This window comes from Rhodococcus sp. (in: high G+C Gram-positive bacteria), from assembly GCF_049299235.1.
Taxonomy (GTDB): domain Bacteria; phylum Actinomycetota; class Actinomycetes; order Mycobacteriales; family Mycobacteriaceae; genus Rhodococcus.
In genome coordinates this window covers 1-15,522 of sequence record NZ_JBAQXC010000090.1, presented here as the reverse complement: position 1 = coordinate 15,522, position 15,522 = coordinate 1, and the positions used below count along the sequence as shown (strand labels likewise).

The following is a 15,522-nucleotide window of genomic DNA, read 5'->3' as shown; positions in this document are numbered from 1 at the left end:
GGATTCGAGGGCGAGTCCGGTGACGAAGGCCGCGGCGGATGCGGCGTGCCCGGACGGGAACGACGACGAGGTGGGCATCGGCACCATCCGCCGGCGGAAATGGGGTTCGACGCGCGCCGGTGGGCGTCGCCGCGGCAACAGTGGTTTGAGTACCCCGTTGGCGAGCGCACTGGACGCGGCGACCGACAGCAGTCCGCGCACCGCGCCGCGCCGCGCCGACCCGCCCGCCGCGATGCACAGTGCGGCGCACCCCAGCCACAGCACGCTGTGATCGGCGATGCGGCTGAGTCGACGCAACGCCGGGTCGGTGGGGGATGGGCGCAGCGCGACGCTGCGTTCGAACAAGGCACGGTCTGCGCGGTTCCACGCGGTGGCGTCTGCGCGGTTCCACGCGGTGGCATCGAAGATCACAGCTTCGACCGTAGATGCCGTTGCCGCCGATGGTCGCCACATCGGAGCGGTACTGTCGAAGTGTGCAGCGACGAATCATGGGTATCGAGACGGAATTCGGCGTCACGTGTACCTTCCACGGGCATCGCAGGCTGAGCCCGGACGAGGTGGCCCGATACCTGTTCCGGCGGGTCGTGTCGTGGGGTCGCAGCTCCAACGTGTTCCTGCGCAACGGAGCGCGGTTGTATCTCGATGTGGGGTCGCATCCGGAGTACGCGACCGCCGAATGCGACGACCTGTTGCAGCTCGTCGAACACGACCACGCCGGGGAACGCGTCCTCGAGGACCTGCTTCTCGACGCCGAGCAGCGCCTCGCCGAGGAGGGCATCGGCGGCGACATCTACCTGTTCAAGAACAACACCGACTCGGCCGGTAATTCGTACGGCTGTCACGAGAATTTTCTGGTGGCGCGGGTGGGAGAGTTCTCCCGGATCTCCGATGTGTTGCTGCCGTTCCTGGTGACCCGCCAGCTGATCTGTGGTGCGGGAAAGGTGCTGCAAACCCCGAAGGCGGCGACGTTCTGTCTGTCGCAGCGCGCCGAACACATCTGGGAGGGTGTCTCGTCGGCGACCACCCGGTCCCGGCCGATCATCAACACCCGCGACGAACCGCACGCCGATGCGGAGAAGTACCGGCGGCTGCATGTGATCGTCGGTGATTCCAACATGTCCGAAACCACCACGATGCTCAAGGTGGGGTCGGCGGCGTTGGTACTCGAGATGATCGAGGCGGGTGTCGCGTTCCGGGATTTCGCGTTGGACAATCCGATCCGCGCGATCCGGGAGGTCAGTCATGACCTGACCGGGCGGCGCCCGGTGCGGCTGGCCGGGGGGCGGCAGGCCAGCGCCCTCGACATCCAACGTGAATATCATGCGCGGGCCGTCGACTATCTGCGCAGCCGCGAACCGGATCCGCACGTCGCCCAGGTGGTGGACCTGTGGGGCCGGGTGCTCGACGCGGTCGAGTCGCAGGACTTCGCGAAGGTCGACACCGAGGTCGACTGGGTGATCAAACGCAAACTGTTCCAGCGGTACCAGGACCGGTACGGCATGGAACTGGCGGACCCGAAGATCGCCCAGTTGGACCTGGCGTACCACGACATCAAACGTGGCCGCGGGGTGTTCGATCTGCTGCAACGCAAGGGGCTGGCGGCGCGTGCCACCGACGACGAGGCCGTCGATGCGGCCGTGAACACGCCACCGCAGACCACCCGCGCGAAGCTGCGCGGTGATTTCATCGCCGCGGCGCAGGCCGCGGGCCGCGACTTCACCGTCGACTGGGTGCACCTCAAACTCAACGATCAGGCGCAGCGGACCGTGCTGTGCAAGGACCCGTTCCGGTCCGTCGACGAACGTGTGGAGCGGTTGATCGCGTCGATGTAACGCGTGTCGCACGGCCACGCCCGCGGACGGTCGCGGGTGTGGCACTAGGCTTGCCGGCGTGGCGATCTCGAAAGTCGAACGGCTGGTCAACCTGGTCATCGCGTTGCTGTCCACCCGCCAGTTCCTGACCGCGGAGAAGATCCGCGCGTCGGTGGCCGGGTATGCGGACTCGGCGAGCGACGAGGCGTTCAGCCGCATGTTCGAGCGCGACAAGAACGAACTGCGCGACCTGGGTATCCCACTGGAGACGGGCATGCCGTCCCGATATTCGACGGTCGAGGGCTATCGCATCAACCGGGACGCCTACGAACTGCCCGACATCGCACTGACCAGCGCGGAAACCGCGGCGGTCGCGGTCGCGGCGGCGTTGTGGTCGTCCCCGGAGTTGACGTCGGCGGCGCAGAGTGCCCTGCTGAAACTGCGGGCGGCAGGGGTGCAGGTCGATGGTGATCCGACCGGGACGGTGACATCGCTGCCGGCGCGGACCCGCGGTTCGGAACCGGCGCTGCACGCGTTGCTCGCCGCGATCGACGCGCGCCGCGCCGTGCGCTTCGAGCATCGCGGGTCACCGACCGATGCGTGGACCCGGCGCACCGTCGAACCGTGGGGCATCGTCACCGTGCACGGCCGCTGGTATCTGGTCGGGCACGATCGTGACCGCGACGCGACCCGCACCTTCCGGCTCTCCCGGATCGGCGACGAGGTCACCGCGTTCGGCCCGGCCGGTGCCGTCGTCATCCCGGCGGGCACGGACCTGCGGGCGCGGGTTCTCGCCGCGACCAGCACCGGCGACGTCACCGGGGCGGCGCGGGTGTGGGTGCCGGACGGGCGGGCAGCGGAATTGCGCCGGCTCGGCAGTGACACCGGGCGGCTCCGGATAGGGGAGCGCGACGGTACGGTGCTTGAGGTGCCGGTGCGGTCGTGGAGTTGGATCGCCCGGGTGATCGCCGGGCAGGGCGTCGACGCCCTGGTACTGGCGCCGGCCGAGTTGCGGGACCAGGTGCGGGGAATTCTGACGCGGGTGGTCGCCGGAGCGACCGTGGAGGGAAAGCGGTGAGTACACGACTGTCGGGGCGGCTGACGCGGCTGCTCAATCTGGTGCCGTACTTCACGGCGAACCCGGGGATCAGCGCGGCCGAGGCGGCCCGCGATCTGGGGGTGACCCCGAAGCAGATCATGGACGATCTCAACCAGCTGTGGGTGTGTGGTCTACCCGGGTACGGGCCCGGCGATCTCATCGACCTGTCGCTGTCGGAGGACAGCATCGTGGTGACGTTCACCGCGGGCATGGACCGGCCGTTGCGGTTGACGTCGACGGAGGCGACGGCGCTGCTGGTGGCGTTGCGGTCGCTGCTGGAGATGCCGGGGGTGGTCGATCCGTCGGCGGCGCAGGGCGCCATCGCGAAGATCGAAGCGGCCGCGGGCAGCGCCGCCGCCGACGACGAGGACGAGACACCGGTCGCGGTGGCCGACGATCCGGTCGCGGCGACCGTGCGGGCGGCGGTGCGTCACGGTCGTGCCCTGCACCTGACCTATTATTCGGCGTCGCGGGACACCGTGTCGGAACGGGACGTCGACCCCATCCGGGTGGTGCTCGTCGACGAACACACCTACCTGCAGGGATGGTGCCGCACGGCGGAAGGGGTGCGGCTGTTCCGGTTCGACCGGATCGATGCGGCCACGGAACTGCCCGAACCGGCGCGGCCACCCGCCGCGGCCGACGACGCGGACAGTTTCGAATTGTTCGCCGGCGATCCGACCCTGCCGGCGGCCCGACTTCGGATTGCGGCGGGCTACAGCTGGCTGATCGACTACTACCCGCTCACCGATGTGCACGTGCGGCCGGACGGGTCGTGCACCGCGGTCTTGCGGTTCGCGTCACCGGAGTGGGTCACGCGCCTGGTGGTCGGCCTCGGCAGCGGGGTGACGGTGCTCGGCCCGGCGGATCTGGTGGCCTCGGTACGGGCGCGGGCCGAGGCGGCGCTCGACGCGTACGACACCCTCGCATTCGACGACGCGGTCGACGACCCCGGGCCGCGCCCGGTTACGGACCCGTGAATCTCCGGGGAACTCCCCGTCGATCGGCTGTGGCCGCGGCTCGGCCGTGCGCCGGTCCGGTAGCATCGGCAGCACACCATCAGTGGAGGTAGATAATGGGTGCAATGAGCCCGTGGCATTGGGCCATCGTCGCGATCGTCGTCGTGATCCTGTTCGGCTCGAAGAAGCTCCCGGACGCCGCGCGCGGTCTCGGCCGGTCGCTGCGCATCTTCAAGAGCGAAGTCAAGGAGATGCAGAACGACGACACCGGGTCGGCATCCGCGCAGGCGGCACCGAACCCGCTGCCGGCCGGCCGGACCGGCGACACGACCGCCGCCGAGGCGACGCACACCGAACCGCGGTCGGCCTGACCCTCGACCAACCCACCGGGGTATCCACCACGGGTGCCCCGGTCCTCCGCTGAACCGGGGGTCTCGACAGGAGCTGAGAACCGCACGTGCGCATCCCGTTCGATCCGCGCCGACGCCGGCGCACGACCAACCCCGACGGCACCATGTCGCTGGTCGAGCACCTGTACGAACTGCGCACCCGTCTCCTGATCGCGCTCGCCGTGGTGGTGCTCACCACCATCCTCGGGTTCGTCTGGTACAGCCGTAACATCTTCGGGCTGCCCAGCCTCGGTTCGATCCTGCTCGACCCGTACTGTTCGCTGCCCGCGTCGTCCCGCGCCGACATCAGCGCCGACGGCGGTTGCCATCTCCTCGCGACCGGCCCGTTCGAACAGTTCATGTTGCGACTGAAGGTCGCGGCGGCCGCGGGTGTCGTGTTGGCCTGCCCGGTGTGGCTGTACCAGTTGTGGGCGTTCATCACCCCCGGTCTGTACTCGAAGGAACGTCGCTACGCTATCGGTTTCGTCGTCTCCGGTGCGTTGCTGTTCGTCACCGGCGCGGTCCTGGCGTATCTGGTCGTCACCCACGCCCTGTCGTTCCTGCTCACCGTCGGTAACGATGTGCAGGTCACGGCCCTGTCCGGCTCCGAATACTTCGGGTTCATGATCAATCTGCTGATCATTTTCGGGGTATCGTTCGAAATTCCACTGGTGATCGTCGCGCTCAACGCGGTCGGCGTCCTGTCCTACGCGAAACTCAAGTCGTGGCGGCGGGGCCTGATCATGGCGATGTTCGTGTTCGCGGCCGTCGCCACCCCCGGCCAGGATCCGTTCTCGATGATCGCGCTCGCCGCGGCGTTGACGCTGCTGCTCGAGGTCGCCATCCAGATCGCGCGGTTCAACGACAAGCGTCGGGCGCGCCGCGCGCGGGAGGACGGCTGGGGCGACCTCGACGACGAGGAGAGTTCCCCGATCTCCGCGCCGACCCCGGTCGAGCGACCCACCTCGGCGCAGTCCGACTATTCCGACACGCTGTGACCGATCAGCCCGTGACCGACCAGTCCACGTCCGGCACCGGTCCCGATCGGCTCGACGATTTCACCTCGGCGCTGCCGTTCCCCCTCGACCCGTTCCAGGTACGGGCGTGCCGGGCCCTCGACGGCGGGCACTCGGTGCTGGTGTGCGCACCGACCGGCGCAGGCAAGACCATCGTCGGTGAATTCGCCGTGCACCTGGCGTTGCACGCCGGCGGAAAATGCTTCTACACCACACCGATCAAGGCGTTGAGCAACCAGAAGTACGCGGACCTGTCCGCCCGCCACGGCAAGGACGCGGTCGGGTTGCTCACCGGCGACCAATCGATCAACGCGGACGCGCCGGTGCTGGTGATGACCACCGAGGTGCTGCGCAACATGATCTACGCGTCGTCGACGAGCCTGATCGGGTTGACGCACGTGGTGATGGACGAGGTGCATTTCCTCGCCGACCGGTTCCGCGGCGCCGTGTGGGAAGAAGTCATCCTGCACCTGCCCGAGGACGTCCGACTGGTCAGCCTGTCCGCGACCGTGTCCAACGCCGAAGAGTTCGGGGACTGGATCACCACGGTGCGCGGCGACACCACCGTCGTCGTCGACGAGGTACGGCCGATTCCGCTGCACCAGCACATGATGGTCGGCTCCCGCATCCACGACCTGTTCGACACCGCCGCCCACCCCGACGGGGGGCGACGCGGGATCGTGGTGAATCCCGAACTGCTCGCGCAGGTGCGGCGACGGATGTCGCTCGATCGTGCCGACGCGTGGGACCGGGGCCACGGCAACGGTCGATACCGGCCGTTGCCGCGACCGGAGGTCATCACCCGGTTGGACCGCGACGGGCTGCTCCCGGCGATCACGTTCGTGTTCAGCCGCGCCGGCTGCGACGCCGCCGTCACCCAATGTCTCCGCAGCGGAATCCGGCTCACCACCGACGAGGAGAGCGCGCAGATCCGGGCGGTCGTCGACGAACATACCCGTGACCTGCCCCGCGCCGACCTCGAAGTGCTCGGGTACGCACAGTGGCGCACCGCCCTCGAACGCGGCATCGCCGCACATCACGCGGGGATGCTGCCCGCGTTCCGGCACACCGTCGAAGACCTGTTCGTGCGCGGCCTGGTGCGGGCGGTGTTCGCCACCGAAACACTCGCGCTCGGCATCAACATGCCTGCCCGCACCGTCGTCCTCGAACGACTGGTCAAATACAACGGGGAAACTCACGCCGAACTGACCCCCGGGGAATACACGCAGCTCACCGGTCGTGCCGGGCGTCGTGGCATCGACGTCGAGGGGCACGCGGTGGTGCTGTGGCAGCCCGGTGTGGAACCGACCGCGGTGGCCGGGCTCGCCTCGACCCGCACGTTCCCGCTGCGCAGTTCGTTCCGGCCGTCCTACAACATGGCCGTCAACCTCATCGACGCGGTCGGTGTGGACCGGTCCCGGGCATTGCTCGAGCAGTCGTTCGCGCAGTTCCAGGCCGACAAGTCGGTGGTCGGGCTGACCCGCAGCATCGAACGCAACGACGCGGCCCTGGTGGAGTTGCGGGACCGGCTCGGTGGCGAGGACAGCGACATTCTCGACTACCTGCGGTTGCGGGCGGAACTGACCGACCTCGAACGGGCCCACGAACGGCAGAGCCGGCAGGAACGTCGCCGCGCGGCCGTCGAATCGTTGTCGGTGTTGCGGCGCGGCGACATCGTCGCGGTACCCGGCGGGCGCCGCACCGGACTTGCCGTGGTGATCGACGCCGACTCCTCCGTCGACGATCCGCGGCCGCTGGTGGTGACCGCCGACGCGTGGTCCGGCCGATTGTCGGCCGCGGATTTCCCGGCGCCCGCGCAGGTGCTGGGCCGGTTGCGGTTGCCCCGCCACGTCGATCACCGCACCGGCCGGGGACGGCGTGATCTCGCGTCGTCGTTGCGGTCGACGGGCATTCCGATGCCCCGCCGACCCAAACGCACCAAGACCGGTGGGGACACCAGGGAGATCGACGCGGCGCGGCGTCGGTTGCGGCAGCATCCGGCGCGCACGGACCCGGAACTTGAGAAGCTCGCCCGGATCGGGGACCGCTACCATCGGCTCGTCCGGGAGGTGTCGCAGCAACGGCAGAAGGTCGCGGCGACGACGAATTCGTTGTCCCGGACGTTCGAGCGGATCGTCGCGCTGCTCACCGACCGCGGCTATCTGACCGAGGGGCCGGATCCGTCGACGACCGACGCCGGGGAGCGGCTGGCCCGCATCTACGGTGAGACCGATCTGTTGGTCGCCGAATGCCTGCGGCAGCGGGTGTGGGCCGGGTTGTCCCCGGCCGAGCTCGCCGCGGTGGTGTCGTCGGTGGTGTACGAGTCGCGGGCCGAAGCGGCGGTCGCGGTGCGCGGGCCGACCGCACCGTCGCGGCATGCGCTCGCCGAGACGGTGCGGGTGTGTGACGGGTTGCGGGCCGACGAGATTCGGCACAAGCTGCCGCCGACACGCGAACCGGATCTCGGGTTCGTGGCGGCACTGTACACGTGGGTGACCACCCAGTCGCTGGTCGAGGCGTTGCTCGCGGCCGGTGGCGGCAGCCGCGACCTGTCGGCCGGAGATTTCGTGCGCTGGTGCCGGCAGGTGATCGACCTGCTCGACCAGATCCGCACGTGCGCCCATGATCCGGAGATCGTGAAGGCGGCGGGTCGGGCCGTCGCCGCGATCCGGCGCGGTGTTGTCGCCGTCGACGCGGTGTGATCGCCCGACCGGAACGGCGGTGCCGCCGGAGTCGCCGGGCACGACCACGGTGCGATGTGGTTTGATTCGCGCTGCGGCATGGCTTCCACGCGGTGGGTGGGGCACTACGGTTGATCAACAAAGTGAAGTGAGTGGAGGCGACGATGAGCGGGCCGAACGAACCGCAGGACCAGACCGGTAACGCGGCCGGTCAGGAACCGACCCAGCAGTGGGCGCCGCCGGGGAGCGCCGCGCAGGGCGCGAGCCCGACACAGGCGTTCGATGCACCGACGGCCGGCCAGCAGTGGGGGCAACAGTCCGGTCAGCAGTGGGGGCAACAGGCACAGCCCGGTCAACCGCAGCCCGGTCAGCAGTGGGGCCAGCAGCCACAGCCCGGACAACCGCAGTGGGGCCAGCAACCGGGCCAACCACAGCAGTGGGGCCAGCAGCCACAGCCCGGACAACCGCAGTGGGGACAGCAACCGGGTCAGCCACAGCAGCCGGGCCAGCCACAGCAGCAGTGGGGCCAGCAGCCTCAACCCGGCCAACCACAGCCCGGACAGCCGTGGGGACAACAACCACAACCCGGCCAACCACAACCCGGCCAGCCGTGGGGACAACAACCCGGCCAACCACAGCAGCAGTGGGGCCAGCAGCCCGGTCAGCAGCCGACGACATCGAAGAAGCCGCTGATCATCGGCCTCGGTGCGCTTGCCGTCGTGGTGGTCCTCGGCATCATCGGATTCTTCGTGATCACGGCCCTCGGTTCGAAGACCCTGGACGCCACCGCCGCCGAGGCCGGAGTTGCGAAGGTGCTGACCCAGTCCTACGGCGCCACCGCGGTCGACGACGTGTCCTGCCCCGGCGGCCAGAAGGTCGAGTCGGGCAAGAGCTTCGACTGCACGGTGACGGTCGACGGGCAGCACCGGTCGGTCACCCTGACCTTCACCGACGACCAGGGCACCTACGAGGTCAGCCGCCCCAACTGATGGATCCGGGCGGTCCGGTCAGTCGGCGGCCGCGGCCAGCGCCGTGGTCAGCGTCGTGACCGACCGCCCGATCCCGAGTGTGTCTGCCAATACCGACAGCGCCGCAGCATCGGCCGGTCGGGCCGGCAGGTCGTCGGTGGTGGACAGTTCGACCGGGGCGTCCCGCGCGACCTGCACCACGGGAAGCGCCGCGTCCAGATAGTCGGCGGCCGCACCCAATTTGGCGCGCACGCCCTTGGCCATGCCGGAGCCGGGATCTGTCGCGGCCGCCCGCAGTCCGTCGAGCGACCCGTACTGCAGCAGCAGACTCGAGGCGGTCTTCTCGCCGACACCCTTGACGCCCGGCAGACCGTCCGACGGGTCCCCGCGCAGCAACGCCAGCTCGGCGTAGGCGGCCCCGGCCCGGTCGGCGGGCACACCGTATCTGCCGGCGACCTCGACAGGGCCGAACAGTTCCGCCTTCGCCAAGCCCCGCCCGACGTAAAGCACCCGCACCCGGACCGGATCGTCGGCGACGACCTGCAGCAGGTCGCGGTCACCGCTGACCACGATCACCGGATCGGTGGTTTCGCGGGCGGCGAGGGTGCCGAGAACATCGTCGGCTTCGAAGCCGACGGCGCCGCCGGTGGCGATCCCGGCCGCGGCCAGCACGTCGAGGATCATCGGTACCTGCGGGGTCAGGGTGTCGGGGACGTCCTCCTCGGTGCCACCTGTCTGGGGGCCGCCTGTCTCGGTTCCATCGAGAACAGCGGCGACCCGGTGCGCCTTGTAGCTGGGCACCGCGGCGACCCGGAAGGCCGGTCGCCAATCCAGGTCCAGGCACACCACCAGACGGTGCGGCCGGTGCCGGGTGATCAGTGAGGCCATCATGTCGGTGAAGCCGCGCACCGCGTTGACCGGCCGGCCGTCGGGTGCGGTGATCGAGTCGGGCAGCGCATAGTAGGCGCGGAACCACATGCTCGCCCCGTCGATCAGCAACAGCGGGCGCCGGCCGATTTCCTCGGTCCCGGTGGTCACAGATGTCGTCACGGTCCACATCCTGCCATCCCGAGATCGCACTACTCTTGGATCCATGAGTGCTGCCGCATCCCGCTTCCCCGCCGCCTGCTACGCCGAACGGCTCACCCGCGCCGCCGAGTTCGGTCGTGCCGCCGGACTCGATGCCCTCCTCGTCACCCCCGGCCCGGATCTGCGGTATCTGCTCGGGTCCCGCGCCGAATCCTTCGAACGGCTCACCTGCCTGGTGATACCCACCGACGGCAGCGCGGCGACGGTGGTGGTGCCGCGGCTCGAGTTGGCGTCGCTGAACGACTCGGCCGTCACCGATCTCGGGGTGCCGGTGCGGGACTGGGTGGACGGACAGAACCCGTACGAACTGGTGGCGGCGCTGCTGCCGGCCGCCGCGCGGACCGCGGTGACCGATGCGATGCCCGCCCTGCACCTGGTGCCGTTGGCGGGGTTGATCGGGTCGGTTCCGGTGCTGGCCACCGAGGTGCTGCGTGAGTTGCGGATGGTCAAGGACGACAACGAGATCGAGGCACTGCGGCGGGCCGGCGCCGCGATCGACCGGGTCCACGCCCGGATGGGTGAGTGGCTACGGCCGGGCCGCACCGAAGCCGAGGTGGCCGTGGACATCTCCGCGGCGATCCTCGCCGCAGGACACACCGAGGCGGCGTTCGTCATCGTCGGATCGGGTCCGCACGGCGCCGACCCGCACCACGAGGTGTCCGATCGGGTCCTCGAGTCCGGGGACATCGTGGTGATCGACATCGGCGGGCCCGTCGACCCCGGCTACAACTCCGATTCGACCCGCACCTACAGCCTCGGCGAGCCCGATCCGGACGTGGCCGCGAAGATCGCCGTGCTCGAGGCGGCACAGCAGGCCGCGGTCGATGCGGTTCGGCCGGGGGTGACCGCCGAATCGGTCGATGCCGCGGCCCGTGACCTGCTGGCCGCGCAGGGGTTGGGGGAGGCGTTCGTGCACCGCACCGGGCACGGCATCGGCCTGTCGGTGCACGAGGAGCCGTACATCGTGGGCGGGAACACCGACGAACTGCGTCCCGGCATGGCGTTCAGCATCGAACCGGGTATCTATTTCCGCGGCGAGTGGGGTGCCCGCATCGAGGACATCGTGGTGGTCACCGCCGACGGCTGCGAGTCGGTGAACCGCCGGCCGCACGGGTTGACGGTACTGCCGGGCTGAGTGTCGGCCATGACGTCCACGTCGTCACCGCAGCGGCGCCGGCTGCCGCCGGAGAGCGAGCGAATGTATCGCCCGTCTCGCCGGATCGACCGAATGTGCCCTTCGCTCCGACGGGACGGGCGGGAGACAGGGGTCAGTCCAGGACCGATCCCATCACCCGCTCCACGGCGATCTCGACGACCACCCGCGTCGGATTCTCGCGCGGCGGCCGGTACCGCCGGGTGTAGCGTGCGACGCCGGCGGCGACGGCGCCCGCGTCGTCGCGGACCCGTACGGAGCCTTCGAGGGTGAGCCAGCGACCGCCGTCCACCTGGGAGACGGCAGCGTACCCACCACGGTCCGCGTTGAGCGCCTTCTGTGATCCGGCGTTGGTGATCACCCGCACCAACCGGGCGTGTGGATCCCAGGTGAATCCGACCACCACCAGGTGCGGGGTGCCGTCCTTGCGGAGCGTCGCGAGCGTGCCGAGGTGACGTTCGGACAGGAAGTGCGATGCGCGCTCGCCGAGCGCGTCCGGGGTGCGGGCCATCCCGTGAGCCTAGAGCGCTCGGCCCGACGGGGCCGCCGGCACCGGCAGCAGCGCCGGAACCCGTTCGACGACACCACCGGCGAACACCTCGTACAGCGGCAGATCCTGCAGATGCACGTATCCGATGTGGCAGTCGCACAGCGTGTTCGGGCACGCCCGGGGGCGCAGCGCCGCATGATACGAACCGTCGTACAGGTTCCCGAGCGGGGTGTCGACGAAGTGGCAGCGCCGCACCAGACCGTCCCCGTCGACACTGATCACACTGTCCCCGGTGCGGCACGGCCGGCCGGCGCTGGGGTGGGCCCGCGCCGAATAGCCGAACAGCGGATCCAGGGCGGTCCACGCGGCTTCCTCCGCTGCGTCGTAGCTGCGCCCGTCCTCGGCGTTCACCCACAGATACGTCGAGGACGGCAGGGCCGCGCGCAGGGCCGTCGCCTCGTCGATCCGGTCGGCGAGGCCGACGACCCCGACCGAGTGCCGGATACCGAGCCTGTCGAGTTCGGTGCAGCGGTCCACGAACCGGTCGAGGGGAACTTCACCGGGATGGTAGGTGCACCACAACGCCACCCGGGTGCGGTCGGCGGCGGCGAGCCAGCCGGTGCGCGAGGAAAGATTCGTCTGGACGGCGACGGTACCGACGTGCGGCAGATGCGACAGCGCCACGACGGTATCGCGGTACCAGGAGCGGGTCAGGGCTTCCCCCCACGGGGTGAACAGGATCGACAGCCGGTGGTGCCGTTCGGGATTGCGGGTGGCCCAGTCACGGAACCGGTCGAGTGCGGCCCGGTCGGTGCGCAGGGTCGCGGGGCTGTCGCGTCGTTTCGCGAACGGACAGTAGGGGCAGTCGTAGTTGCAGCTGGCGAGGGGACCGCGGTAGAGCACGGTCAGGTGTGCGGTCATCGCAGGTCCGCCGCGGCCATGCCGGCGCGGATTGTGTCGGACACCAGCCACGGTCCGATCAGGTCGGAGTGGGCCAGCCCGGTGTCGGTCAGCTGCAGTCGCGCACCGGGGGTGTGGGTCCAGCCGCGTTCGGTGAGAACACCGAGACCGGGGATGTCGTCGCAGAGGTCGCTGCCGAAACGCGCACGGTAGGCGGTGAGGTCGACACCGTCCGCGCGCAGCAGCGTCTTGATCAGCCACCGCCGTTTCTGTTCGTGCTCGTCGAGGGTGACTCCGACGGTGGCGCGGGTGTAGTCGTCGGTGCCGGTGTAGTCGTCGATGATGGCACGGACCGCCGGTACCCCCACCGCGTAGTCGAACGAGTAGTGCAGGTCGGTGGTGTAGGAGCGGGCGCCGACACCGAGACCGATCATGCCGTCGTCCTGGCAGCAGTAGTCGGTGATGAGGTCGGGAATGTCGACGCGCCGGAACTGCCGCATCGACTGCTGCCGGTAGCCGGCGGCGAGGAGGGTCTCGACGCCCTGCCGGTACAACGCGAGACGTCGGGTGTCCCAGCCGGTGTCGGGTCCGTGTCCGGCGCGTCGACCCAGTCCGGTCAGGGGCCGCACGTACAGCGGATACAGGTAGATTTCCTCGGGTCGCCAGGTGAGGGCGGTGTCGAGGGAGTACTGCCAGGTGTCGGGGGTTTGCCCGTCGATGCCGTAGATCAGGTCGAGGTTCACGATGCCGAAGCCGCCGCTGTGCAGCCGGTCCACGGCCGCGTCGACCTCGGCGCGTTTCTGGGGGCGGCCCGCGGCGTGGGCTTCCCGGTCGAGGAAACTTTGCACACCCATGCTGATGCGGTGCACGCCGCGATCGGCGAGCACCGCGAGCCGGTCGGCGGTGGCGGTGGCCGGTGACGTTTCGACGCCGACGGGAATGGTCGCCAGTTCCGGGGCGAAGTCGGTGAGGATACCGAACAGGGTGTCGAGTTCGCGGGCGTCGAGGTAGGTGGGGGTGCCGCCGCCGATCGCCGCGGTCGCGAACCGGGCGGGGTCTTCCCCGGCCGCGTCGAGTTCGTCGCGGACCTGACCGGCTTGGCGGCGCAACGCGTCGAGGTAGGTGGCGACCCGCCCGGCGGGTGGGTTCGCGGTGGTGAACAGATTGCAGAAGCCGCAGCGCATTTCGCAGAACGGGATGTGCGCGTACAGGAACAGGGAATCTCGGTCCTGCCCGGACCACACCCGCCGCAGCGGCGGCGCCGGATCCAGCGGCCGGTAGGCGGTCTTGTGTGGGTAGGCGTACAGGTAGCCCTGGTAGGGGGACCCGTCGAGATCGACCGCGCCGGTCCCCTCGAGCAGGCTCGTCGCATCGTGCAGGGTCATCGGGCCTCCCCGGCGGGTAGGACGAAGTGGGCGTACGGCACGGTCCACACCGCGTCGTGGGCGAGCCGGTGCCCGGCGAACCCGCCGTCGCCGTAGGCGGTGCCGTGATCGGAGCACACAATGGTGAAGACCGGCCGGGGCCCGGCGGTGACCAGATCCACCAGGCGCGGCAACCGGGAATCGACGTAACGCAGGGCCGCGGCGTGACTGTCCGGCCCATCCGGTGGCCGGGTGTCGGGGGTGGAGTCGACCCCGTCGAGATAGAAGTGATTCGGTTGGTGCACCGCCGCGACGTTGACGAACACGAACCGCGGTCGCGGATCGTCGACCGCGAGGGTCACGGCGAGCACATCGAGTTGGGCGTCGACACTCGCCGGGTTCGTCACCCCGGTCTCGGTCGACCAGTAGCTCTCTTCGAACAGTGACGGCAGGACCCGGCCCAGTGCGGTGGTGCCGGAGAAGAATCCGACGCCGCCGATGCACACCGTGCGGTAGCCCTCGGCGGCGACCGCCTCGACGACGGTGGCCTGCGGGAACGTCCACGTGTCGGCGCCGGTGGAGTCGCTGCCCGGGAACGCGGCCGCGAACAGCCGCGGGTGCGGCCCCGGTTCCGCGGGGGTGGGCAGGAATCCGGCGAAAAACGCCTGGTGGGCAGGGAAGGTGAAACTGGCGGGAGTGTGGCGACGTTCCCACAGTCCGCCGGGCAGCATCCGCGTCAGATTCGGGGTGCGGCCGGCGGCCGACTCGGCGGCGGCGATGTCGAAGCGCAGCGTGTCGAGGGTGACGAACAGGATGTCGTGACTGCCGACGATCTGCGGGAACGGCGGGGCGGGCAGCGATGTCGGGATCACAGCAGGGTTCTTTCGGTGAGGGCAGCGACCTGCGCATCGTAGGGGTCGTGGTCGGGGCGGGTCAGTCCGGGCAGATTCGGCAGCAGGTCCCCGAACGCGTTGACCTCGGCGACCGCCACCGCGGTGGGTGTGGCACCGACCAGCACGTCGACACCGACGGTGAGGGTCCGGGGAAAGCACGCGGCGGCGTGTTCGGCGACGGTGAGCACCGCCCGCCAGCCGTCGACACCGAGTAGGGCACGCACCGTGTCGAGGTCGCCGCGCGCATTACCCAGGTGCAGGTTGGTGATCGGTCCGGTGGCGGTCCGCACCACCGCGTGGGTCGCGGTGCCGGCAACGACGAGCACCCGCACGTCGACGGCCCGGCCGGCGTGCACGAGTTTCGGGAACCAGCGTTCGACGTGCAGGCGGCGATCGGCGAGGGCGTCGATCAGAGGTGCCACCGCCGATTCGCCGCGGAACACGCCGGGGCGCAGCGTGTTGAACGGACGGCCGGCGTCGAGTTCGACGGGGCCCCGTGCGATCACATCGAGGTCGGTGCCGCGGCGGCGCAGTTGCACCGCGAGCACCCCGGACGCGGACGAGCCGTGTGCGGGTTTGACGAAGACCCGATGCCAACCGCGGGCGGTGAGCCGGTCCCGCAGGTCGACCCAACCGGTGACGGGGGGTGCGCCGGGGGCGTCGAGCGCCTGGGGTACCGGCACCCCGGCGGCGGCGAGCACGGTGTGGCA

General features: G+C 69.9%; 15 protein-coding genes. 8 read left to right on the top strand and 7 right to left on the bottom strand.

Features of this window, described 5'->3' with window-relative positions:
• Positions 1-411: phosphatase PAP2 family protein (locus tag WAX14_RS05125; protein ID WP_422627011.1), on the bottom strand; the 411-nt coding region annotated here is incomplete at its 3' end.
• A 62-nt stretch (positions 412-473) separates the two neighbouring features.
• Between WAX14_RS05125 and pafA the strand changes: the two genes are divergently transcribed.
• The 7 genes from pafA (at position 474) to WAX14_RS05090 (ending at position 8,944) form a co-directional block, all read left to right on the top strand.
• Positions 474-1,832 (top strand): Pup--protein ligase, encoded by a 1,359-nt coding sequence (pafA, locus tag WAX14_RS05120; protein ID WP_422627010.1) that lies wholly within the window; start codon positions 474-476, stop codon positions 1,830-1,832.
• Positions 1,833-1,890: 58 nt separating this feature from the next.
• On the top strand, positions 1,891-2,889 hold the full coding sequence (locus WAX14_RS05115; RefSeq protein ID WP_422627009.1) for a helix-turn-helix transcriptional regulator: 999 nt from the start codon (positions 1,891-1,893) through the stop codon (positions 2,887-2,889).
• Positions 2,886-3,890, top strand: a complete 1,005-nt coding sequence (locus WAX14_RS05110; protein ID WP_422627008.1) for a helix-turn-helix transcriptional regulator — start codon at positions 2,886-2,888, stop codon at positions 3,888-3,890. Before WAX14_RS05115 ends, WAX14_RS05110 begins: the two co-directional genes overlap by 4 nt.
• A gap of 95 nt (positions 3,891-3,985) precedes the next feature.
• Complete coding sequence (gene tatA / locus WAX14_RS05105) at positions 3,986-4,240, top strand: Sec-independent protein translocase subunit TatA (RefSeq protein ID WP_422627007.1); 255 nt, start codon at positions 3,986-3,988, stop codon at positions 4,238-4,240.
• A gap of 86 nt (positions 4,241-4,326) precedes the next feature.
• Positions 4,327-5,256: a twin-arginine translocase subunit TatC gene (gene tatC, locus WAX14_RS05100; protein ID WP_422627006.1), complete on the top strand. Its 930-nt coding sequence runs from the start codon at positions 4,327-4,329 to the stop codon at positions 5,254-5,256.
• Positions 5,253-7,976: a DEAD/DEAH box helicase gene (locus tag WAX14_RS05095; RefSeq protein ID WP_422627005.1), complete on the top strand. Its 2,724-nt coding sequence runs from the start codon at positions 5,253-5,255 to the stop codon at positions 7,974-7,976. The genes tatC and WAX14_RS05095 overlap by 4 nt, the downstream gene beginning before the upstream one ends.
• A 143-nt stretch (positions 7,977-8,119) precedes the next feature.
• Positions 8,120-8,944 carry a DUF4333 domain-containing protein gene (locus tag WAX14_RS05090; RefSeq protein WP_422627004.1) on the top strand — a complete coding sequence of 275 codons (825 nt, stop codon included), beginning with the start codon at positions 8,120-8,122 and terminating at the stop codon, positions 8,942-8,944.
• Positions 8,945-8,962: 18 nt separating this feature from the next.
• On the opposite strand, the gene WAX14_RS05085 is transcribed toward WAX14_RS05090, so the two are convergent.
• Positions 8,963-9,982: a 5'-3' exonuclease gene (locus WAX14_RS05085; protein ID WP_422627003.1), complete on the bottom strand. Its 1,020-nt coding sequence runs from the start codon at positions 9,980-9,982 to the stop codon at positions 8,963-8,965.
• A 34-nt stretch (positions 9,983-10,016) separates the two neighbouring features.
• Here WAX14_RS05085 and WAX14_RS05080 point away from each other — a divergent pair, with 34 nt between their 5' ends.
• Positions 10,017-11,147 carry a M24 family metallopeptidase gene (locus WAX14_RS05080; RefSeq protein ID WP_422627002.1) on the top strand — a complete coding sequence of 377 codons (1,131 nt, stop codon included), beginning with the start codon at positions 10,017-10,019 and terminating at the stop codon, positions 11,145-11,147.
• Positions 11,148-11,280: 133 nt separating this feature from the next.
• On the opposite strand, the gene WAX14_RS05075 is transcribed toward WAX14_RS05080, so the two are convergent.
• From WAX14_RS05075 to WAX14_RS05055, 5 genes are all read right to left on the bottom strand, one after another.
• Complete coding sequence (locus WAX14_RS05075; protein WP_422627001.1) at positions 11,281-11,676, bottom strand: TIGR03618 family F420-dependent PPOX class oxidoreductase; 396 nt, start codon at positions 11,674-11,676, stop codon at positions 11,281-11,283.
• A gap of 9 nt (positions 11,677-11,685) precedes the next feature.
• Positions 11,686-12,576, bottom strand: a complete 891-nt coding sequence (locus WAX14_RS05070) for an STM4011 family radical SAM protein (protein ID WP_422627000.1) — start codon at positions 12,574-12,576, stop codon at positions 11,686-11,688.
• Positions 12,573-13,940: an STM4012 family radical SAM protein gene (locus tag WAX14_RS05065; RefSeq protein WP_422626999.1), complete on the bottom strand. Its 1,368-nt coding sequence runs from the start codon at positions 13,938-13,940 to the stop codon at positions 12,573-12,575. Before WAX14_RS05065 ends, WAX14_RS05070 begins: the two co-directional genes overlap by 4 nt.
• Entirely contained in the window at positions 13,937-14,791 is an 855-nt protein-coding gene (locus WAX14_RS05060) for an STM4013/SEN3800 family hydrolase (protein WP_422626998.1), read from the bottom strand. The genes WAX14_RS05065 and WAX14_RS05060 overlap by 4 nt, the downstream gene beginning before the upstream one ends.
• Positions 14,788-15,522, bottom strand: a 735-nt coding sequence (locus tag WAX14_RS05055; RefSeq protein WP_422626997.1) for an STM4014 family protein, incomplete at its 5' end; no start/stop codon positions are given. The genes WAX14_RS05055 and WAX14_RS05060, both read right to left, overlap by 4 nt.